The sequence below is a fragment of the Pelobacter seleniigenes DSM 18267 genome (assembly GCF_000711225.1).
GTDB classification, from domain to species: domain Bacteria; phylum Desulfobacterota; class Desulfuromonadia; order Desulfuromonadales; family Geopsychrobacteraceae; genus Seleniibacterium; species Seleniibacterium seleniigenes.
The window spans coordinates 286,928-307,799 of sequence record NZ_JOMG01000004.1 but is presented as its reverse complement, the minus strand read 5'-3'; the positions used below and the strand labels follow the sequence as shown (position 1 = coordinate 307,799).

Genomic DNA, 20,872 nt, shown 5'->3' with positions numbered 1-20,872 from the left:
AAAAACAGCCTCGTTTGCAATATTTTCTATTTCTTTTCGGTCAAACTCCTCTCAATTCGATTGAAGACTGGACGATCACCACAGAATCAGGCATAGTATGTTGCTATTTCGGTCGCAAAGACTGCCTATTCGGACAGTATCCTGACGACACCCGCAGGCCTGGCAGGCCCTTATAAAACAGCCTGCCAAGCAATGGATAAGCGATCAAAATCAATGACGGCTTGTTAACTAATTGATTTTACACGGTGAGAAAAATCGCGTTCTCCACCACCGTGTGTGAGAAGTTCCGCCACGGACCTTTTCAATGACCTGCTAGTCCCGCCGTATCGCCGCAACACTGTTCATAACAAATCGGCTGATCCGTATCCCGGCTCAATCCAGAAATATCCAAGGACCGCCACTATGTCCATCACACCGCAACAACGTACCGCACTGATCGGCTGGCTCATTGCTCTCAGTTGCTTCTTATCCCTGCTCACCGTGGTCACTCCGCTGCCAACCCTGGTCCCTGCCGCCTGCGGCTGGTCCGCGGTTCTGGCATGCTGGCCGCAACTGGGCCGGACCGCCAAACAACAAACGCTCTGTCTGCTATTCTGTGGCCTGGCCATGCTCGGCACAGCCCTGCTGAAAGGCACCTCGATCAATATCGTCACATTGCTGTCCCGCAACATCCCCCTGGTAACCATGCTTGGGGCGGTCTCCTTTCTGTCCCTGGCTAATCCCATCGAACAAAAGTCTACACTACCGCGTGGCCGCAAAGGGATCCTCTCAACCATGTTGACCTGCCACCTGCTCGGGGCGGTGATCAATCTCTCCATTGTTTTCGTGGTCGGCGACCGCCTGATGCGTTCCGGCAAGCTGACTAAAGCCCAGGTCCAGCTGGCCATGCGCAGCTTCAGCACCGCGGCCTTCTGGTCACCGTTCTTTGTCGCCACCGGGGTCGCCATGACCTACGCCCCGGGCGCGGAATGGCAAAAAACCATGCTCCCGGGGCTGCTGCTGACCCTGCCGATGTTTCTGCTCACCTACCGTGACGCCTACAAACTGGCAGGGGATGATTTTGAAGGCTATCCTCTGACCTTCGAAAGCCTGATCATGCCGATGTTCCTGGCAATTTTTGTGCTCATCGGCCATTGGCTGGCACCCGGGATCGGCATCCTCTATATCATCAGCCTGCTCGCGCCCATCGGCGCGCTGGCATTCATGAAAGTCCGACCGCGCGGCAAGCAAGCCGTTCAGTTCGTCAACCAACGTCTGGCCAACACGTCTAGCCAATATGCCCTGTTCCTGGTCGCCGGGGTTTTCTCCACCGGCATCGAAGCTTTAATTAAAACCTTTCCCCAGACCCTGTCTTTCGATATCACGGCATTTACTCCAGAGCTGTTCATGCTGCTCAGTGGCGTCATGTCACTACTCTGCCTGATCGGAATCCACCCTGTGGTCAGTATCGCCTCGGTCAGCCCGTTCCTGGCCCCACTGCACGTCGAACCAACCCAACTGGCCTTCATGTACCTGTTTGTCTGGGGACTGGCCAACGGTTGCAGTCCGCTGTCCGGAATCGGTCTGGCCATGGTCAGTCGCTACCAGGCCGGCAGCACCGAAATCATCAAACTGCATTGGAAATATCTGGTTGCGATGTGGCTGGTTGCCGGGGGATTGAACTGGGTCTGGTTCGGCTGAGGGGAATATGGCGGACAGGATTCAGCAGGAAGGAAGCCGCTGGGCATTCTCTCGCCTGACGTATCAAGAGTCGGCAAGTTCGTTCGTCATCTCTCTCCAGAATCTGATTCGACCGGACTCCCTTCCTGCGTCACAAAGTATTTCACAAAATGGGAAATTGTCAATTTAACGACGACGTTGCATCTACAGCCCGATACTCAGTCGACATAACCGCTGCCGATGGCCTTGAAGGGCAATTCCAGCTTAAGCTGTGGAACCTCCTTGGCAATCCAGGCGGTAAAGGTGTTGCTGTTCGGTCCCGGAAAAACCTGATAGGTGTTTTTCCAGGGATAATCCCGGGCCGCCCGGTCAACGGCGTCGATCAGCGGATCGACCTGAGCACCACGCAAATCTTTCAGCAACTGAGGCTGCGCCCCATACCAATAGCGATCGGGAACACCTCGGCTGATGCGCATGACCGGCTGGCCATGCCGCCCCCGCCAACCGACCACATCATAGACGGTGTAAGTATCTTCACCGGTCTTCTTGGCCGCGATCCAGGTGTGAATAGCGAACAATCCACGCCAACCCCAGGCGTCAGCACCATAAACCTGCAGCACAGCTTCTTTGGTTGTGGCTGGCTCGGGCGCCAGTCCGGCTGACTGACGACTGGCCGTACGCCAGTCATTGTTTGATGAACAACCCGCCGCAAGGGCAACTACCAATAACAGCAGACACCAACGATATGGAGAACTCATAGTTCTTCTCCTGAGCAAGGAAAACATGGCCATCCCAGCGTTGGACAGCAATCGATTTGAAACTATTATAACGACCGGAGCGGCCCGCTGAAAAGGGCTGTACCCAGAAGGGACTTTTTCAACAACTTTCAGGAGAAGCAGACCAAAACGGAAAGGAAAATGGTCGAAAATCGGCAACCGCTCGATTAACAGGAAACACGGTGAGGACCGACCGCTTCCCGCGCAGGCCCCGCAATGGGCAATTGAGCGGCTTTTTCGCGCAGCCAGTTTAAATAAAAGCGATAGCCATGCGCTGAATAATTCTGCGAAAGGGAATTCATAAAGCCGTGCAGATATTCGGTTTTGATCGCCGTGGTATTTGGTTTGTTTTGCAAAGCGTCGATAAACGGGTCAATCGCAAAGGACTTTTCCCGGCAAGGGAAGACAAGGCTGGTCGGGCATTGCGGTTGGCTGTCCAGATGGTCACGGATTCTTGATCCATAGAAGCAGGAACAGTGCCGAAGCTGCTTGAACTCATGACAAGCAGAGACCTGCCAGGCGCAGGTTGCGCCGACGCTGAAACCGAGAAGGTCAAAGGGGGAAGCCGTTGCCCTGAGCTGCGTTTTGACCTGTTCCAACAGCTGACCTGGACCGCCATGCTGTTGGAAATAACCGTAGGCCTCAGCTTCGTTGGGAAAGGCCATGTCAACGCCGCCATAAGGATCGATAATCAGCACCTGCCGATAACAATCTGCTAAACCCGCAACAAGCTCAGCCAGGGCCGGAGTTGCACCAAAGATATCGCTGATTACAAACAGTTGCATGACAATTGGGAGCAGAGCAACAGATCAGCGCCTCAGTTCCGGGTAGCGGAAGCAGTCAACAGTATGATCGTTGACCATGCCGACAGACTGCATGAAGGCATAGCAGATGGTCGGGCCGACAAAGGTAAAGCCGAGAGCTTTCAGATCCTTGCTCATCTGCTGTGACTCTTTGGTCTGAGCCGGGACCTCGGCCATGGTTTTCCAGGCGTTCTGCCGGGGTCGGCCATCAACATAGCGCCACAGAAAATCGGCGAAGGAATCGCCCTGCTCTTTCAGGGTCATCACCGCACGGGCATTTTTGATCGCCGCCCGAACTTTGAGGCGATTGCGCACAATCCCCACGTCAGCCAGCAGCCTGGTGACATCGTTTTCATCGTAGCGGGCGATCTTCTCCCACAGGAAGCCATCAAAAGCGGCCCGGTAGCTTTCCCGTTTTTTCAGAATGGTCAGCCAACTCAGTCCGGCCTGAGCCCCTTCCAGGCAGAGTTTTTCAAAGAGTTTCACTTCGTCAAACTGGGGCACCCCCCACTCCTGATCATGGTAATCAAGATACAGGGGATCTTCCGAACACCAGGCACAACGCTGTTTCATGGCGAAATCACCTTCCTGAGCAATTGAATATTGGCCGGACGCCAAACCGAAACGGTCAAAGTGCTATTATTGCGGCCGACGGATATGAATCTCCCGGGCCAGAATATCATCAATGGCAAATTGCGAGTGCCCGACCTTGAAAATATAACTGGGAAACTTCTGCATCAGCAGCAGCTGACTCCCGGGCAGCACCCCCATACTCATGAGCTTCTGCATTTTTTTGTCATCACTGGCCGACAGATAGGCAATCTCTCCGAGTTCGCCGGATTTCAGTTCGGTCATGGCAACAATCCCGGGCTCACCCGCCTGGCGGGCCTCGACACAGCAATCGCCGGGTGGAATCGGGTTGCCATGAGGGCACTTGGTGGGGTGATTCAACAGGGTACAGAGCTTGGTGTCGACCCCCTGCCGCAGCAGGTGCTCAAAGGCGCAGGCCTGCTCATTGGCCTCATCCCCTTCGATACCGAGGATATCCATGGTCAGACGCTCGGCCAGACGATGCCTGCGCACCGTCATCCGGGCCTCGGCATAACCCTCTTTACGCAGATACACCCGATCATCGCGGACTTCCACATAGGCTCGCTGCAAAAGTTCCTTCAGTTCCTCGGAATCCGTGCCGACATCAAGGGCGGATTGCAGGCAGCCGACACTATCCCCTTCGACGGTTAAAACCCAGAGAGACTCGAGAATTTCTTCCGCTTTTTCGGAAAGTCTATCCATCTCACTTATCCCTTTCCTGTTTTCGTAACAGCCGATTGAAAAATTTTCCCGGGGCCGGATTGGCGTAACCGCAATATGGGCAGTGGATCTTATGACAGCCGCCGAAGCAATGACCACAGGACTTAGCGCCTTCAGGAGCGCCGACCTGTTCCGGAATTTCTTTATGGCAAAAGCCGCAAATCATGTCAGAAAGCCTGTTCCGAGAAGGATTTTATTGAGCACCCAACCGGATGAAAAAGCCAACAGGGTCACAAAAACCAAGATGCCAAGGGCGACTTTGACGCCCCGCTCCTTCCCCATGACCAGGAACTGGGCGACGCAAGGGACAAACAGGGTCAGGGTGACCGCTGCAACAGTCAGCTGTTCAACGGACAACAACCCCGAAGTCTGCAGGTCGTAAAGACCGGCCGCTCCGAAATCGCGCCGGAAAAACCCGAACACAAAGGCCGTGGTTGCCTCGACCGGCAGACCGATGGCGCGCACAAACGGAGCCAGGGCATTAATCAAGGCCTCGAGCAGGCCGGTCATTTTCCCGGCCCAGAGGATCACCGACGCGATCAGAAACAACGGCAGGATCTCGATAAAGTAACTCTGCATCCGGGTCAGGGTTTTGATAACCACGTTACGCAGCTGAGGCAACCGAAGCGGAGGTATTTCCATATAAAATACCGGACTGTCACCGGGAAGCAAGTGCGCCGCCAGAAATCCGATCAGCAGAAAAACCAGCAACAGAAAACAGGCCCAGACCAAGAGTGCTCCGGGTGCCACCGAAAGCAGGCCGAGGATAACCCCGAGCTGGGCGCTGCAGGGGATGGCCAGCGCCAGCAGCAGAGTGGCAATAACCCGTTCGCGCTTGGTCTCCAGAGTCCGGGTGACCAGGGTCGCCATGGTATCGCAGCCGAAACCGAGAATAATTGGAATCACCGCCCGGCCGGACAAGCCAATCCGCTTGAACAGGCGATCAACCAGCAGCGCCAGACGAGGGAAGTAGCCGGTATCTTCAAGCAGGGAAAAGACCAGGAAGAAGGAACCAACAATCGGCAGAACCAGGGCCACGGCATAACGGATACCGAGGGTCCAGAGACCGTACTCACCGGCCAGCAGCTCGAACAACCAATGGGCGGAGACATGATTTTGGACGAAAGCGATCACCGGCGGGTTGATATACCCCTCAAACAGGGTCCCTTCCAGAAAATCGACCAGGGTACCGGCCCCGAAACCACCGACAAAGCGAAACAGACCGAAATAAACCACCAGGAGCAGGATCGGAGTTCCGCTGATCGGGTTGACCATCCAGCGGGATAATTTTTCGCTGAAGGTTTCGCCGTTCTTTTCTTTTTCGACCACCACCCCGTCGAGCATCTGCCGACAGACTTTCCGGCGTTCGAGACTGATCTGCAGATGCAGGTCGGCCCGCCGGCGGAAAGAGATTTCGCGAATTCGTTCCCGCAGCAGCTCAAAATCGGCAGCGCTCTCTTTGCTGGCGACCAACTGTTCAATCTCCTCATCCCGCTGCAGCAAGAGCAGGCTGGTGGCCCGGCGACTCAAGCGATAATCGCCATTATTGATCAGCCCGACCAGGTCATGAATATCCTTCTCCAGATCCTGCGCATAGATAAAAGGTTTATGTGGCACCATGGCGTACTGGGCGATGGCCTGACGCAGCTCGTCGAGGCCGACTCTACGTTTCATCACCGCGCCGATAACCGGCACGCCGAGGTTTTCCTGGAGCAGTTCCAGATCGATCTGCATGCCCAGACGCTTGGCCTCATCCAGGATGTTGACCACCAGAATCACCGGGAGGCCGGCTTCGATCAGCTGCAGGGTCATCGGCAGCATCCGCTCCAGATTACGGGCATCGAGCACATGAATGACCGCATGGGGATCATCGGTCAGCAGGATCTTGCGCGCAACCCGTTCCTCTTCGGTAATCGGCATCATTGAATACATGCCGGGGGTATCGAGGATTTCGTAACGGGTGCCGTCTATCAGGCAATGGCCAGTGGATACCTCAACCGAGGTTCCGGGATAATTTGATACGGTCGTATAGGCGCCGGTAAGAACATTAAAAAGAACACTTTTGCCCACATTCGGGTTGCCGACCAGGACAACCTTAGGGGCGGATGATGGCATGTCTGACATAACAACAAGGACTTTCCGATACGCGGGAATTTTTCATCGAGTTTCAGTTTTTCTTCTTGGCTGAACATTCAGCGCAAACGCCATAAAGTTCGTGGCGATGATTTTCAATCCTGAAATCATATTTTCGGCCGATCTCTTCCTGCAACACTTCAATCCTCGGCTCTTCAAATTCGATGATGTTGCCGCAGCGGGTACAGACCAGATGGTCGTGGTGCTGTTCGTCATGCACCGGTTCAAAACGAGCCTGACCATCACCGAAGTTCAGCTCCGTGGCAATCCCACATTCGGCAAACAATTTCAGGGTCCGATGCACGGTTGCGTAACCGATCTTGGGATTTTTCTTGCGCAGTTTCAGATAAAGTTCTTCGGTGGAATAATGGGACTTGGAATTGAGGAATGTCTCCAGGATTGTCATCCGCTGGCTGGTATTTTTAAGGCCTTTCTGCCGCACGTATTCGTTGAAAACGGCTACCCTGTCCATCGTCGCACCTCCTTTTTTAAATATTGAAAATGACTTTCAGAAAACTAAAGGAAAGACGCGCAAATATCAAGCTTTTATTCCTGCCGGAACCTATCCCAGGGACATGGGAAAGGTCCGGTACAGAAAGCTGGTGATGGGGGTCAAAAGGTCAAAAAACAACAAAATGCCAGCGACCATGAGTAAGCCGCCGGTGAGGATTTCGACAATGCGGATATGCTTTTTGAAACGGTCGAAAAAGTTGAGAAAAGCGTGGAACAGCAGACCTGAGATCAGGAATGGAACCCCCAGCCCTGCGGAATAGACACTAAGCAGCAGCACCCCTTTGCCGGCCCCGCCCGAGCTGCCGGCGGCGATGGTCAGAATGGCTCCGAGAATCGGTCCGATACAGGGGGTCCAGCCGGCGGCAAAGGCGATACCGACCAACAGGGTCCCGATGAAGCCGGCCGGTTTATTGCGGAGTTGGACCCGTTTCTCACCGAGCAGGATACCGAAATGAAACAGCCCGCTGAGATGGATGCCGAACAGGAAAATCAGCACCCCGCCGATTTTCTGAATAATCCCCAGACTGTCGCGCAGATGCAGCTCAAAGGACGCGGAAGCCAGTCCGGCCAGGGCACCGAGGGCGATGAACACCAGCGAGAACCCGGTGATGAACATCAGCGAGTGGGCAAGAATGGTCAGCCGCACCTGTGCTCCGGGGTGTTCTTCCTTCAGCTGGCCGAAGGACAACCCGGAGATATAGGTCAGGTATGAAGGAATCAGGGGCAGTACACAGGGGGAAAAGTAGGACAACACCCCCGCAGAAAAAGCGATCCAGATGGTGATATCGGCGCCGCCTCCCATAGCCGATCACCCCTTTACCAGGAAGGAAATTTTTTCGTACAGATCGCCCAGTCGCCAATTGCGCCCGCCGATGACCTTTTCCACAACAATTCCGTTACGATCGATCAGGAAACTTTCCGGCAGGCGAAACACGCCATAAGTGTTTTGGATTTCGGCATCGGGATCGAGCAGAATCTTGAAGCTGTATGGCTTCTTGGCCAGAAACTCGCCGACCGCTTCCTGGCCGCTGCTCTCGACATTGACTGCGAGCACGACCAGGTCCTTATCTTTGAATTCCCGGTAAAGCTGCTCCATGGAAGGCATCTCTTCGACGCAGGGAGGACACCAGGTTGCCCAGAAATTAAGGATAACGATCTTCCCCCGGAACTGCGACAGACTGACCTGCTGCCCCTGCATATCGGTCAGGGTGAAATCCGGAGCCGGCAGACCGATCATCCCCGCTGGAGCCGCCGGGGCAGCCTGAGCCTCGCCTTCCTTCTCGGAGGATGATTCGTTGTTGCAACCGGCGAGCAACACCCCGGCAAATACGCAGGCCAGGACCAAGCCAAGTCCTTTGGATCCGATTTTCAGCATGTTCTCTCCCATTATTTGTGTGAGAATCTTCACGGCAGTTCCACCAGATAAGCAACCTGGTCCCTGACCACGGTAAAGGTCAGCGGTTTTTGCCCCAGACGATCTTCCATCGCCTGGTTGAAATCCTCCAGGGTCTTGATTGTGACATCATCTATTTTGACGACCAGATCGCCCCGCTTGAGGCCGACCCGGTCAGCGGGTGTGCCGTTATCAACCCGGTCGATCAGCATCCCCCTGCTGCTTTGTTCCAGACCGAATCCGAAAACTCTGCGAGTATATGATAATTCATATCCTTCGGGCAAGGGCGATAGCACAACTTTGACAGAATGCTCTTTCAGGCCGCGCAACAGGGAGATCTCAAAACCGTCACCCGGGGTATAGGTCTGCACCAGAGAATGATATTGCGCTGGTGAAGCCAGCGGAATACCGTCGATGGACAGGATGACGTCAGCGGCCTGCAGTCCGGCCTGCTCCGCCGGAGACTGGGGGAGCACATCATCCACCAGCACCCCGCCGTTGCCATAGGACCGCACGAACGCGGGACTGACTTCGCCGACAATCAGGCCGAGAAAACCGCGCCGGACCCGACCGTATTCGATCAAATCGGCCAGCACCCGCTTGGCGATATCGATGGGGATGGAGAAGCCGATCCCCTGAGCCTGCCTGGCAATCGCCGTATTGATACCGATCAGTTCCCCGTTGACATTGATCAAGGGACCACCGGAGTTGCCAGGGTTGATCAGCGCATCGGTCTGGATAAAGACTGAAGAGAGCTGCTCGCTGAGCTGAATTCTCCGCTTGAGAGAGCTGACAATACCGGTGGTGATGGAATGCCCCAGCCCCAGGGGGTTACCGATGGCGATGACCGTCTCTCCGAGCATCAGGTCGTCGGAACGCCCCGGCGCCAAAAAGGGATAGGGCCCCGGTTCGACAATCTTCAATACGGCCAGGTCAATCCGCGTATCCTTGCCGATCAGTTTTGCTTCCAGTTCCCGACTGTTTTCCGACAGGGCCACATAGATTTTGGAGGCTTTATCGACCACGTGGGCATTGGTCAGGATGTGCCCCTGTGCATCGATAATCACCCCGGAACCGAGGGCCTGGGTGCGGTAGCTTTGCGACGGCATCAGCTCCCGGAAAAACTGGTCAAAAATCGAATCCCCAAAGCCGAAAAACGGGTTGTTGCCATGCTGCACAATCTTTTCGGTCCGAATGTTCACGACCGCGACACGGGCCTTGGCCACGGCATCAACCACTGCGGTCCGCCGGTTGGCGGCAAGAGCTGGTTGACAGAGCAGGATAACAAGAAACGGCAGCATAAATCGACGTAAAATCATAGTCCGACACCTGACTGGTTAGGCTTCAATATGGTATTTTTCCAAACGATACAATAGGGTGTGCCGAGGAATCCGTAAAAAATTGGCGGCCTTGCTTTTATTCCCCTGGCAGCGCCGCAGCGCCTCGACAACCGCTTCCTTTTCCAGTTCCTCCAGGGAGTACCCCTCTTCCGGCAGGTTCAACACCCCCTTGCCCCGGCCCGCCGGTCGGCCGATCCGCTCCGGCAGATCGGCCAGATCGATAACATCGGAATTGCGCAGGATCAACATCTGTTCAACAACATTTTCCAACTCGCGGACATTACCCGGCCAATCGTACTTCTGCAGGCTCTGCAGGACCTGGTCGGTCATCCTGACCTGGGCTCCGGCCTGCTGCTTGTTCAAAAAATACTGAACAAACAGCGGTATGTCCTCCTTCCGTTGCCGCAGGGGCGGTAATTCCAGCGGCACAACCGCCAGTCGGTAATAGAGGTCATCGCGGAAAGTCCCGGCGGCCATGGCCTCTTCAAGATTGCGGTTGGTGGCGGCGACCACCCGCACATCAACCTGTTCAGTGGTCCCTCCCACCGGCTCGATCTGCTGCTCCTGGAGTGCTCGCAGGAGTTTCGGCTGCAGATCGACGGGCAGCTCTCCGATCTCATCCAGGAACAGGGTCCCCTTATCGGCAAGACTGAATTTGCCCTTTCGATCCTTCACCGCGCCGGTAAAAGAGCCCTTGATATGCCCGAACAGCTCACTCTCGATAAGATCTTTGGGGATGGCGGCGCAATTGACCGCAATAAAGGGACCGGCATGGCGCTCAGAGCGTTGGTGAATAGTCTGGGCAATGACCTCCTTACCGGTGCCGCTTTCCCCGCTGATCAGGATCGAAGCCTGGCTGACGGCCACCTTCTCAACCCGTTGCAGCAACTGCGTCATCGCGCTGGATTCACCGATAATCCGTAATGAATCATCCCGCGCCGCCAGAACGTCGCGCAGGGCGCTGTTCTCCTGTTTGAGGTTCCGAAATTCGAAGGCCTTGGCCACGGTCAGACAGAGTTGGTCACGGCTGAACGGTTTTGCCAGGTAATCATAGGCCCCAACCTTCATTGCGTCGACCGCTTGCTCCACCGTACTGAATGCAGTCACGATGATCACCAGGGTCTGTGGTTCGAGGCTGAGCACTTCCTGAAGAACATCGTAGCCACTGATCCCCGGCATCTGCACATCCGTAATCACCAGCGGTGGCCGATGCTGGCGGAAGGCGACCAGCCCCTGCTGTCCGTCCCGGGCCGTGAGCACCTGGTAACCGGCCTCCTGCAGCTGAAATTCCATGACCCGGCGTAAAGAATTGTCATCATCAATCAACAGTATTTGTTTCAAGGTGAGTTTCTCCACAAAAACTTGCGTTAACGCATGGCCGGTTGCAGTTCCAGCCTGAATTCCGCGCCCCCGGCAGGTACGTTGGCGACACTGATACGGCCGCCATGATTTTGCACGATGCGATAGGTGATAGCCAGACCTAGCCCGGTACCGTCGGATTTGGTGGTAAAAAACGGGTTGAACACTTTGTCCAGATTCTCAGCTGCAATCCCCGGGCCGCTGTCCTGAAAACTCAGCACAACCCGTCCTTTGTCGTCAAGCGCCCCGTTGATCCGAATCCGCCCTTTATCCCCCATGGCCTGCAAGGCATTCAAAATTAAATTAAGAAAAACCTGTTTGAACTGACCGGCGTTGCCAACCACCCGTGGCAAGGCGACCTCCTGCCATTCAATCTCAGTGCGTTGCCGTTTAAGCTGTTGACGACTGAACTGGAGGACTTCCCTGAGCACGCTGTTAGGGTCGAAATCTTCGGTTTCGGTTTGTTCGGAACGGGCGAAACTTAAAAAGTCCTCGACCACTTTGTTCAACCGTTCCACTTCACTGATCAGGATCTCTCCAAACTCACCGTAACGGCTGTCAGCGGGCAGCGCATCCTTGAGAATTTCTGCGGTCCCGCGAATCGACCCAAGGGGATTACGAATTTCATGGGCCATTCCTGCGGATAATTCGCCAAGTGCGGTCAACCGGTCCGCCTGCCGCAACTGATCCTCGATCTCCATGATCAGATCCGCCTGTTCGCGCAATTTGGCATAACTCTCCTGCAGACGCTGCATGTTTTCCTCGACCTGGCGGCGCTCGGCAAAGATTCTCGACGACAGAAATCCGGTCACGAAGCCGATCAGGTTATAAAGCAGAATCTCGAGGTATTTTTCGAGATTGTCGGCGGGCATATGCCCCCATTGATAAAGCACATGCGGGGCGTAGATGACCGAAACCAGAATCGCCACCCCGGCCCCGCCGGGAATGCCGTACCAGAGTCCGCCCAGGATGATGGGCAGGTAATAGAGTCGGCGATAGATGTCATGAAACTGCATGTAATGGGTTGCGGTCAGATAATGCAGGGCAGTCACTGAGCCAACCAGCAGAATCAGCAACCCCAGTCTGAATCGATCCTGTTTTCTAATAGCAATGGCCATGGCAGCCCGACTCCAATTCATGACAATAACAATCACTTTTCCAAAGTTATTTGTCGAATATTCTACACTTCATAGCTACGACTGTCTACCGGAAGTGCTAAGCAGACGTAACCACGCTGCTAGTGTCCCGTTTGGTTAGTTATTTGAATTAATTTTGAGTCATTTTTGTTGCTGTCAAGGCGTGCCGCCGCAGGCCTAGCTGGGAAGGCAGAACGTAGACAGCGGCAAAAATGACCGGAATTGGGATAGAGAACTAACCGTACGGGACACTAGCACCACTCCGGACCACACAGTCAACGGCAAATGATCCATATAGACAGCTCTAACAATCTAGGCTATCCTTGCGAATTCAGGGAGGAAACATGCTGCTGATCGAAACTGTCACGATTGTCATCCCGGTGTTTCTAGTCATCAGCCTGGGAGCCCTGCTTAAAAAAACCGGCCTGCTCGACGACCAGTTTCTCCATCGGACCAATCGGCTGGTCTATGTTATCTTTCTGCCCTTGCTGCTGTTTTATAAAATCTCCAAGGCGGAATTTGCAGCCTTTTTCAACCCGGCCCTGATCGCCGGTTCGATGTTGGCTATTTTGTTGGCCTTTGCCCTGTCTTTTTCCTTCAGTACCCTGCGCCGCTATTCCGCTCCGACCAAAGGAAGTTTCTGTCAGGGAACCTTCCGCGGCAACCTGGCCTATATCGGCTTGGCCATCAGCCTGAACGCCTACGGCGAAACCGGCCTGACCAACGCCGGTATTCTGATGGGCTTTCTGGTGCCGGTCCTGAATCTGTTTGCAATTCTCTCCCTGCTCCTGCCACAACCGGGAACCCAGGGCAGGAATCGCTTAACCTGGTTGCGTAAAATCCTCCTTGATCCTTTGATCCTGGCGTCCTTTCTCGGCATCGGCTGGAGTTTTTTAAAAATCCCCATGCCTCTGATCCTGGATCGTGCCCTGGGCATCACGGCCGGGCTCACCCTCCCCCTGGCCCTGATCGCTATTGGCGGTTCCTTCTCCCTGCAACGGTTAAAAGGAGACCTGCAGTTGGCAGGACTGGCCAGCATCATCAAACTGATCGGTCTGCCCCTGCTCGCGGCCGGAATTCTGGTTATCTTCGGCGTAACCGGCACCGACCTGGGGATCGGTATAATTCTGGCCGGGACGCCAGCCGCCACTGCAACCTACATTATGGCCCATCAGCTCAAAGGGGATGCGGAACTGGCCGGGTCTATTGTGATGATGTCAACCCTCGGTTCAGCCTTCAGTTATACGCTGATGCTGCTGATCTTTAAGGGAACCGGACTTCTCTAAAGGCAACTCTGATGCGGGATAATTATCAACCATTGACCATCGGCCGCAGGATCACCATTCGGTCACCCGAAGACTCGGCGCCCGAGCCGGTTTCCGGGATCTCGATCATTCTGGAGCGCGGCGCCTTCGGCTCAGGAGAACATGAAACCACCCGCAGCTGCCTGGAATTGCTCGAATCCGGGCTGGTGGCCCCGGGTGATAAAGTGCTTGATTTTGGCAGCGGTACCGGCTTGCTGAGCATTACCGCACTCCTCTTCGGAGCCGCAGAGGCCTATTGTGTCGACATTGACCAGGCCGCCATTGAGAGCGGCCGCCGTAATTGTCTCATCAACGGCTTGTCGAGACAGGTCAACCACTTTTGCGGCCGCCTTGAAGAGCTGCAGGAAACCGCCTTCAACCTGGTTCTCGCCAACATCTATAGCGATATCCTGCTGGCCTCGGCGACAGACCTGACTAACCGTTGCGCTCCAGACGCCTACTTGCTGCTGTCCGGTATTCCCTGGGAGGATAATTTTGATATCCGCAGCAGATATCAGCAGCTGGGCTGCAAGACCCTGAAAAATCTCTGGTTGGAAGACTATACGACCCTACTGCTGCAAAAAGGCTAGCGACTGCTGAAAATATCCGAAATGCAGGTCAGGCTGGTCGCGGAGCAAAAAAAAGAGGCGGATCAAAAAAATGATCCGCCTCACTGACAAGATATGTCAAATCGATATTGATTTTATTCCGCCGAACTCGGGACCATAGACTTGATGTATTCCCGGTTGAGTTTGGCGATGAACTTGACGCTGATCCCTTTCGGGCAGGCAGCTTCACATTCATAATGGTTGGTACAGTTACCGAAGCCTTCGTCCAGAATCGCCTTGGTCATGGCCTGCACCCGACGTCTGGCTTCCGGCTTCCCTTGGGGCAAGACCGCCAGCTGAGCGACCTTGGCACTGGTGAACAGCATGGCCGAGCTGTTGGGGCAGGCGGCGACGCAGGCGCCGCAGCCAATACACTCTGCCGCGTCCATGGCGTAGTCGGCCACCGGTTTGCCGATCAGCAGATCATTGGCATCGGCGACCCCGCCGGTATGACAGGAGGCATAGCCGCCAGCCTGCATCACGGCATCGAGGGCGCTCCGGTCCACGATCAGGTCCTTAATGATCGGGAAAGCGCGTGCCCGCCAGGGCTCGATGAAAATTTCATCACCGTCTTTGAACTGGCGCATATGCAGCTGGCAGACGGTCGTCAGTTCCTGTTGACCGTGGGGACGGCCATTGATGACCTGCGAACACATCCCGCAGATCCCTTCACGGCAATCGTGATCGAAGGCGATCGGGTCTTTCCCGGACTTGATCAGATGATCGTTGACCTCGTCAAGCATTTCCAGGAACGACTCATCCGGGCTGACGTCCTTGGCTTGATAGGTTTCCAGTTTTCCTTTATCTTGTGGCCCCTTCTGGCGCCATACATGCAATGTAAGGTTCATTATTTGTAACTCCTCACGGCAAGTTTGACGTTTTCAAATTTCAAGGGTTCCTTGTGCAACTCAGGTTCGTTGTCAACCCCCTTGAACTCCCAGGCAGCAGCGTAACAGAAATTCTCATCGTCACGCATTGCCTCGCCATCCTCGGTTTGATGCTCAGTACGGAAGTGACCACCGCAGGATTCCTCACGATGGAGGGCATCTTTGGTCATCATCTCGGCGAATTCAAGGAAATCAGCCAAGCGGCCGGCATTTTCGAGCTGTTGGTTCAACTCGCCCGCTGTGCCGGTGACGTTGACATTGTTCCAGAATTCATCGCGGATTTCCGGAATCCGCTGGAGAGCATGCTTGAGGCTGGCGTCGCTTCTTGCCATGCCGACATCTTCCCACATGACGCTACCCAGCTCACGGTGAAGTTCGCCGACGGTTTTCTTGCCTTTGATCGACAGCATTTTGTCGATCTGCCCTTTGACCTCTTCAGCCGACTTCTTGAACTCGGGATGATCTTCCTTGATTTGCCCCGGAGTGATAGACGCCATGTACTGGGCGATGGTGTAGGGAATGACGAAATAGCCGTCAGCAAGTCCCTGCATCAGGGCCGAAGCGCCGAGCCGGTTAGCACCGTGAACGGAGAAGTTAGCTTCACCCAGGACAAACAGACCGGGGATATTGCTCATGCAGTGGTAATCAACCCAGAGTCCACCCATGGAATAGTGGGGGGCCGGATAGATCCGCATCGGCCGCTCATAGCCGTTTTCATCCGTGATCTTTTCATACATGTCGAACAGGTTGCCATACCGTTGTTGGATCAGTGGTTGGCCGACCCGATCAATGGCCGCTTGGAAGTCGAGATAAACGCCGCGCTTGGTGTCGCCGACACCGCGCCCATCGTCGCATTGTTCCTTGGCGGCACGCGAAGCGATATCGCGCGGGGCCAGGTTGCCGAAGGAGGGGTATTTCCGCTCCAGATAGTAATCGCGATCTTCCTCGGCAATCTGGTTCGGGTGCTTACCGCAATCCTCAGCCCGTTTGGGAACCCAGACCCGGCCGTCGTTCCGGAGGGACTCGGACATCAGGGTCAGTTTGGACTGCTTGTCACCATGCTGAGGGATACAGGTCGGGTGGATCTGGGTGTAGCAGGGGTTGGCCATGTAGGCGCCCTTTTTGGTTGCTTTCCAGATCGCCGTGGCACTGCAGCCCATGGCATTGGTGGACAGGTAGAAGACGTTGACAAAACCGCCGGTGGCGAGGATGACGGCATCGCCCCAGTAAGATTCGATTTCACCGGTAATCAGATTACGGCAGGTAATCCCTTTGGCCACCCCGTCGACCACCACCAAGTCGAGCATTTCGCGGCGGGCAAACATCTTGACGGTCTTGTTCTTGATCTGCCGGGACAGGGCCGAATAGGCACCGAGCAGCAACTGCTGACCGGTCTGACCGCGGGCATAAAAGGTCCGGGAGACCTGGGCGCCACCAAAGGAGCGGTTGTCCAGGTAACCGGCATAGTCGCGGGCAAAAGGCACGCCCTGAGCGACACACTGGTCAATAATATTATTGGAGACCTGGGCCAGACGCCAGACGTCAGCTTCACGGGCGCGGAAGTCCCCGCCTTTGACGGTATCGTAAAACAGGCGATAGATGCTGTCGCCGTCACTCGGGTAGTTCTTCGCCGCATTGATCCCGCCCTGAGCAGCGATACTGTGGGCGCGACGCGGGCTGTCCTGATAACAGAAGGCTTCCACGTTGTAGCCGAGTTCGCCCAGGGTCGCAGCAGCTGCGCCGCCGGCGAGGCCGGTTCCTACAACGAGAATTTTGAATTTACGTTTGTTAGCCGGATTGACCAGCTTCATGTCGAAACGATGTCTGTCCCATGACGTTTCAATTGGTCCGGTAGGTGCTTTTCCGTCGAGAATCACAATAAGCCCCCTATTTCACAATGCGAGCGAGAATAAACAAAGGAATGGCGATATAGGCCAGACCATACACGATAGCCAGAAATTTACCGAAGGGTCTCACCTTGTCCTGACTCGGTCCGGTGCTCCAACCGAGGGTTTGCACCCAACTGGAAATTCCATGGCTCAGGTGGAGCAGCAGGGCAATCATGGCAATGATATAAACCACGGAGATGAAAACCTTCTGGAAGCTCAACACCACCATCGAGAACACGTCGGGACGCATGGCAGCATCCAGCGGCAGATGACTGGCAGAAATTGCAGGATTGGTCACCTGGACAGTGAAGTGCAGCAGGTGATAAATCAGGAAAACCAGGATGATCAGCCCGGTGAAGACCATGGTTTTGGCGGAAAAGGTCGTCACCAGGGTCTTCTGAACAGCATATTGCTCAGGGTTGGCGTTACGGTTTTCCAGGTAAAGTTGAATGCCAAAAGTAATATGAATGGCAAACAGCCCCAGCATCACCAAACGGAAGATCCAGACCAACGGACCGAGATCGTGCAGATGCTTGGCATAGGCATTGATACCGTCAGGTCCGGCAAAAACCGACAGGTTACCAAGGAGATGGACAGTGACAAACAGAACCAGCAACAGGCCGGTCACCGCCATCAGAACCTTTCTTCCTACAGTGCTAGTAAACAGATTCATAATTCTTATCCCTCGAGAAAATGATGTGATTGTTAATCAGGACGTCTCTTCCGGATTCAATCAGCAGAACAGGTATTGATCTAACTTCACGGCCCAGCCCTCCTTTCTTCCTGGTACCGTACTTTGCAGCACGAGCCAGGCGGCCCTCTCCAGGATCTAATCCTCCAGTTCATAATTGACATCCTTTCGGTGCCAGATACAACCCGCCATGGAAGGCCGGCAGAGCCTGCAGTAACAATTTTAAATCGTATACTGTATACTAAACATCGTTATAAAATTAAATAAAAAAAACCATACATAGACAATTTCTAATGTCTCGCCTACCACCCCCTTCACCCCCCGCCTCTGCTATACCAGAGCTCGGGAAAAGTTGTTCAAAACGGCATTTTAGCAATTATTTCAAGGCGATAATCTTGTCCAGACTATGCTGCAAAATGGCAATCTTTTCCTGGGCTGCAGCTAATTTGGCGCGATCCTTCTCCAATACCTCTGCGGGGGCGTTGGCGACAAACTTCTGATTCGACAATTTTTTGGTAAAGAAATCGACATCCTTTTGCGTCTTGACAATCTCTTTACCAAGACGGGCTTCTTCTTCGGCAATATCGATCAGCCCGGCGAGCGGCAGCAACACCTCGACATCGCCGGCAACCTGAGTCGACGCCTGACGGGGATGTTCAATAGCAACTCCGGCAACCAGCTCATCAACCCTGGCCAGCGAAGTGATGTAACTTTCACCAGCCCGTATGGCCGCCAGAGCCGCGGCAGTCTTACAATCGAGCACAACTTTGATTTTACGGCCGGGCGGGACCTCCAGCTCACCACGCACATTACGGATCGCCTTGATCACATCCATGACCAGTTCCATCTCGGCAACCGCGGCCGCATCGGTTTCGATAATTGCTCCCTGCGGGTAGGCGGCGGTCATGATGGTTGCCGAAGGACGCTCTCCGGGCAACGCATGCCAGATCTCCTCGGTCACAAAAGGCAGGATCGGATGAAGCATTCTGAGCAGCCCTTCCAGCACTGAGAACAGCACTTTTTGGGTGGTCTGGCGAGCCTGGATATTTTCGCCGTAGAGACTCTCCTTGCTCAATTCGACATACCAGTCGCAGAACTCGTGCCAGGTAAAAGCGTAGAGGACGGACGCCGCTTCGTTAAACCGATAGTCCGCCAGGGCCTGATTGACACCTTCGGCGGCGGCGGCAAAACGCTGCAGAATCCATTGGTCAGCCTGGGTCAGCTGCTCACCATCGAGAGCACAGCCCTCAGCCGCGAAATCTTCCAGATTCATCAGCGCAAACCGGCTGGCGTTCCACAGTTTATTGACAAAATTCCGGTAGCCGCCGATCCGTTCCGTAGACAATTTGATATCGCGCCCCATGGCTGCAAAAGCGCACAGGGTAAAGCGGAAAGCATCGGCGCCGTACTCATCGACCACGGTCAGGGGGTCGATCACGTTCCCTTTGCTTTTACTCATTTTCTGTCCCTGTCCATCGCGGACCAGGGCATGGATGTAAACTTCCTTGAACGGAACCTGATCCCTGAACTTAAGCCCCATCATCATCATCCGGGCAACCCAGAAAAAGAGGATATCGAAGCCGGTCACCAGACAGGCCGTGGGGTAAAATTTTTCCAGGGTGCGGGTCTGCTCCGGCCAGCCCATGGTGGTAAACGGCCAGAGAGCCGAAGAGAACCAGGTATCAAGGACATCGGTTTCCTGGGTCAGCTGAGAGCTGCCGCAGTGGCTGCAGGTGGTGACATCTTCACGAGATACAGTGATCTCCCCGCACTCGTCACAGAACCAGGCCGGAATCCGATGTCCCCACCAGATCTGCCGACTGACACACCAATCCTGAATATTATACATCCACTCGTAATAGGTCTTTTCCCACTGCAGGGGCAAGATTTTGGTCTGCCCTTCTTCAACGGCCTTGATCGCTTCGGCGGCGAGGGGCTTGACCGCGACATACCATTGTTTGCTCATATAGGGTTCAATGGTGGTTCGGCAACGATAACATTCCCCCACCGCGTTGGCATAATCCTCAACCTGCTCAAGCAGCCCCAGCTCCTGCAGATCGGCGACCACCTTGTCACGGGCGGCATAGCGCTCCAGCCCCTGATAGGCCCCGCCGTTTTCGTTGATCAGGCCCGATTCATCCAGGACATTGATGAATTCAAGCTGGTGCCGTTTACCGATTTCAAAGTCGTTAAAATCGTGAGCCGGGGTAATTTTAACCGCGCCGCTGCCGAACTCTTTATCAACGTACTCATCGGCGATAATCGGGATCTCCCGATTGACCAGCGGCAGCAGGACCTTTTGGCCGATCAGATCCCGATAACGCTCGTCTTCGGGATGAACAGCCACAGCGGTATCACCAAGCATGGTTTCGGGACGTGTCGTCGCGACGATCAGCTGCCGGTCGGTCCCGATGACGGGGTAGCGCAGATGCCAGAGATGGCCTTTGCGATCCTCATGCTCAACTTCAAGATCGGACAGGGCGGTGTGACAACGCGGGCACCAGTTGATCAACCGATTGTCCCGGTAGATCAGACCTTCTTCGTAGAGCTTGACAAAGACTTCACGCACGGCCTTGGACAGGCCTTCATCCATGGTGAAGCGTTCCCGTTCCCAGTCGCACGAAGCACCCAACCTTTTGAGCTGGTTGATGATCTGCCCGCCGGATTCTTCACGCCACTTCCAGACCCGTTCGATAAAAGCGTCCCGCCCGAGGTCGTGCCGATCTTTCCCTTCTGCAGCCAGCTGTTTCTCAACCACGTTCTGGGTGGCAATCCCGGCGTGATCGGTTCCCGGCATCCACAGGACTTCATAGCCGCACATTCTTTTCCAGCGGCAAAGGATATCCTGCAGGGTATTGTTCAGGGCATGCCCCATGTGCAGGACACCGGTGACATTCGGAGGGGGGATAACGATAGAATAAGGAGGCTTGAGCGATGTCTCGTCGGCGTGAAAAACTCCGCTTTTTTCCCAGGTAGCGAACCATTTTTGTTCAACCTGCAGCGGATCATACCCTTTTGGCAGTTGCGTATTCATTGCTGCTGAAACCCTTCGATATACAAAGTTGGATTT

The 20,872-nt window shown here is 54.8% G+C and carries 18 protein-coding genes; 3 read left to right on the top strand and 15 right to left on the bottom strand.

Translation table 11 applies throughout. The features are described 5' to 3' along the window. The first annotated feature begins 402 nt into the window (after positions 1–402). On the top strand, positions 403–1,680 hold the full coding sequence (locus N909_RS0118315; RefSeq protein ID WP_029917587.1) for a hypothetical protein: 1,278 nt from the start codon (positions 403–405) through the stop codon (positions 1,678–1,680). Positions 1,681–1,877: 197 nt separating this feature from the next. Here the strand turns inward: N909_RS0118315 and N909_RS0118310 are convergent, their stop codons facing one another. The 11 genes from N909_RS0118310 to N909_RS0118255 all read right to left on the bottom strand — a co-directional run bounded on the left by N909_RS0118310 (position 1,878) and on the right by N909_RS0118255 (position 12,405). Next, entirely contained in the window at positions 1,878–2,417 is a 540-nt protein-coding gene (locus N909_RS0118310; RefSeq protein WP_029917586.1) for a DUF3750 domain-containing protein, read from the bottom strand. A 185-nt stretch (positions 2,418–2,602) separates the two neighbouring features. After that, a complete protein-coding gene (locus tag N909_RS0118305; protein WP_051689950.1) occupies positions 2,603–3,220 on the bottom strand; it encodes a dienelactone hydrolase family protein in 618 nt (205 codons plus the stop codon). 24 nt (positions 3,221–3,244) lie between these two features. Further along, entirely contained in the window at positions 3,245–3,811 is a 567-nt protein-coding gene (locus N909_RS0118300; protein WP_029917584.1) for a DNA-3-methyladenine glycosylase I, read from the bottom strand. 66 nt (positions 3,812–3,877) lie between these two features. Then, a complete protein-coding gene (locus N909_RS0118295) occupies positions 3,878–4,531 on the bottom strand; it encodes a metal-dependent transcriptional regulator (protein ID WP_029917583.1) in 654 nt (217 codons plus the stop codon). Between the two features lie 180 nt (positions 4,532–4,711). Beyond that, positions 4,712–6,673, bottom strand: coding sequence for a ferrous iron transport protein B (gene feoB, locus N909_RS0118285; RefSeq protein ID WP_029917582.1), 1,962 nt, complete (start codon positions 6,671–6,673; stop codon positions 4,712–4,714). A 43-nt stretch (positions 6,674–6,716) separates the two neighbouring features. After that, positions 6,717–7,154 carry a Fur family transcriptional regulator gene (locus N909_RS0118280; protein ID WP_029917581.1) on the bottom strand — a complete coding sequence of 146 codons (438 nt, stop codon included), beginning with the start codon at positions 7,152–7,154 and terminating at the stop codon, positions 6,717–6,719. Between the two features lie 90 nt (positions 7,155–7,244). Then, positions 7,245–7,997, bottom strand: coding sequence for a cytochrome c biogenesis CcdA family protein (locus N909_RS0118275; protein ID WP_029917580.1), 753 nt, complete (start codon positions 7,995–7,997; stop codon positions 7,245–7,247). Between the two features lie 6 nt (positions 7,998–8,003). Continuing rightward, the gene (locus N909_RS0118270) at positions 8,004–8,570 is read right to left on the bottom strand and encodes a TlpA disulfide reductase family protein (protein WP_051689949.1); all 567 of its coding nucleotides are present in this window, start codon (positions 8,568–8,570) and stop codon (positions 8,004–8,006) included. 29 nt (positions 8,571–8,599) lie between these two features. Further along, positions 8,600–9,907, bottom strand: coding sequence for a trypsin-like peptidase domain-containing protein (locus N909_RS0118265; RefSeq protein ID WP_029917578.1), 1,308 nt, complete (start codon positions 9,905–9,907; stop codon positions 8,600–8,602). A gap of 18 nt (positions 9,908–9,925) precedes the next feature. Then, positions 9,926–11,269 (bottom strand): sigma-54-dependent transcriptional regulator, encoded by a 1,344-nt coding sequence (locus N909_RS0118260; protein ID WP_029917577.1) that lies wholly within the window; start codon positions 11,267–11,269, stop codon positions 9,926–9,928. Between the two features lie 26 nt (positions 11,270–11,295). Beyond that, complete coding sequence (locus N909_RS0118255; RefSeq protein WP_029917576.1) at positions 11,296–12,405, bottom strand: sensor histidine kinase; 1,110 nt, start codon at positions 12,403–12,405, stop codon at positions 11,296–11,298. 362 nt (positions 12,406–12,767) lie between these two features. Between N909_RS0118255 and N909_RS0118250 the strand changes: the two genes are divergently transcribed. Both N909_RS0118250 and N909_RS0118245 read left to right on the top strand, forming a co-directional pair. Continuing rightward, positions 12,768–13,709: an AEC family transporter gene (locus N909_RS0118250; protein ID WP_029917575.1), complete on the top strand. Its 942-nt coding sequence runs from the start codon at positions 12,768–12,770 to the stop codon at positions 13,707–13,709. Between the two features lie 11 nt (positions 13,710–13,720). Beyond that, positions 13,721–14,317 (top strand): 50S ribosomal protein L11 methyltransferase, encoded by a 597-nt coding sequence (locus tag N909_RS0118245; protein WP_051689948.1) that lies wholly within the window; start codon positions 13,721–13,723, stop codon positions 14,315–14,317. A 113-nt stretch (positions 14,318–14,430) separates the two neighbouring features. On the opposite strand, the gene N909_RS0118240 is transcribed toward N909_RS0118245, so the two are convergent. The 4 genes from N909_RS0118240 to N909_RS0118225 all read right to left on the bottom strand — a co-directional run bounded on the left by N909_RS0118240 (position 14,431) and on the right by N909_RS0118225 (position 20,836). Beyond that, complete coding sequence (locus tag N909_RS0118240) at positions 14,431–15,183, bottom strand: succinate dehydrogenase/fumarate reductase iron-sulfur subunit (RefSeq protein ID WP_029917573.1); 753 nt, start codon at positions 15,181–15,183, stop codon at positions 14,431–14,433. Beyond that, on the bottom strand, positions 15,183–17,099 hold the full coding sequence (locus N909_RS0118235) for a fumarate reductase/succinate dehydrogenase flavoprotein subunit (protein WP_029917572.1): 1,917 nt from the start codon (positions 17,097–17,099) through the stop codon (positions 15,183–15,185). The genes N909_RS0118240 and N909_RS0118235 overlap by 1 nt, the downstream gene beginning before the upstream one ends. 10 nt (positions 17,100–17,109) lie before the next feature. After that, the gene (locus N909_RS0118230) at positions 17,110–17,784 is read right to left on the bottom strand and encodes a succinate dehydrogenase cytochrome b subunit (RefSeq protein WP_029917571.1); all 675 of its coding nucleotides are present in this window, start codon (positions 17,782–17,784) and stop codon (positions 17,110–17,112) included. A 394-nt stretch (positions 17,785–18,178) separates the two neighbouring features. After that, positions 18,179–20,836 (bottom strand): valine--tRNA ligase, encoded by a 2,658-nt coding sequence (locus N909_RS0118225; protein WP_029917570.1) that lies wholly within the window; start codon positions 20,834–20,836, stop codon positions 18,179–18,181. Positions 20,837–20,872 lie beyond the last annotated feature (36 nt).

Bases quoted from the DNA above. Each gene is read 5' to 3' on its own strand.
- N909_RS0118315 (WP_029917587.1), top strand. From the start codon at position 403: ATGTCCATCACACCGCAACAACGTACCGCACTGATCGGCTGGCTCATT.
- N909_RS0118310 (WP_029917586.1), bottom strand. From the start codon at position 2,417: ATGAGTTCTCCATATCGTTGGTGTCTGCTGTTATTGGTAGTTGCCCTT.
- N909_RS0118305 (WP_051689950.1), bottom strand. From the start codon at position 3,220: ATGCAACTGTTTGTAATCAGCGATATCTTTGGTGCAACTCCGGCCCTG.
- N909_RS0118300 (WP_029917584.1), bottom strand. From the start codon at position 3,811: ATGAAACAGCGTTGTGCCTGGTGTTCGGAAGATCCCCTGTATCTTGAT.
- N909_RS0118295 (WP_029917583.1), bottom strand. From the start codon at position 4,531: ATGGATAGACTTTCCGAAAAAGCGGAAGAAATTCTCGAGTCTCTCTGG.
- feoB (WP_029917582.1), bottom strand. From the start codon at position 6,673: ATGTCAGACATGCCATCATCCGCCCCTAAGGTTGTCCTGGTCGGCAAC.
- N909_RS0118280 (WP_029917581.1), bottom strand. From the start codon at position 7,154: ATGGACAGGGTAGCCGTTTTCAACGAATACGTGCGGCAGAAAGGCCTT.
- N909_RS0118275 (WP_029917580.1), bottom strand. From the start codon at position 7,997: ATGGGAGGCGGCGCCGATATCACCATCTGGATCGCTTTTTCTGCGGGG.
- N909_RS0118270 (WP_051689949.1), bottom strand. From the start codon at position 8,570: ATGCTGAAAATCGGATCCAAAGGACTTGGCTTGGTCCTGGCCTGCGTA.
- N909_RS0118265 (WP_029917578.1), bottom strand. From the start codon at position 9,907: ATGATTTTACGTCGATTTATGCTGCCGTTTCTTGTTATCCTGCTCTGT.
- N909_RS0118255 (WP_029917576.1), bottom strand. From the start codon at position 12,405: ATGGCCATTGCTATTAGAAAACAGGATCGATTCAGACTGGGGTTGCTG.
- N909_RS0118250 (WP_029917575.1), top strand. From the start codon at position 12,768: ATGCTGCTGATCGAAACTGTCACGATTGTCATCCCGGTGTTTCTAGTC.
- N909_RS0118245 (WP_051689948.1), top strand. From the start codon at position 13,721: ATGCGGGATAATTATCAACCATTGACCATCGGCCGCAGGATCACCATT.
- N909_RS0118240 (WP_029917573.1), bottom strand. From the start codon at position 15,183: ATGAACCTTACATTGCATGTATGGCGCCAGAAGGGGCCACAAGATAAA.
- N909_RS0118230 (WP_029917571.1), bottom strand. From the start codon at position 17,784: ATGAATCTGTTTACTAGCACTGTAGGAAGAAAGGTTCTGATGGCGGTG.
- N909_RS0118225 (WP_029917570.1), bottom strand. From the start codon at position 20,836: ATGAATACGCAACTGCCAAAAGGGTATGATCCGCTGCAGGTTGAACAA.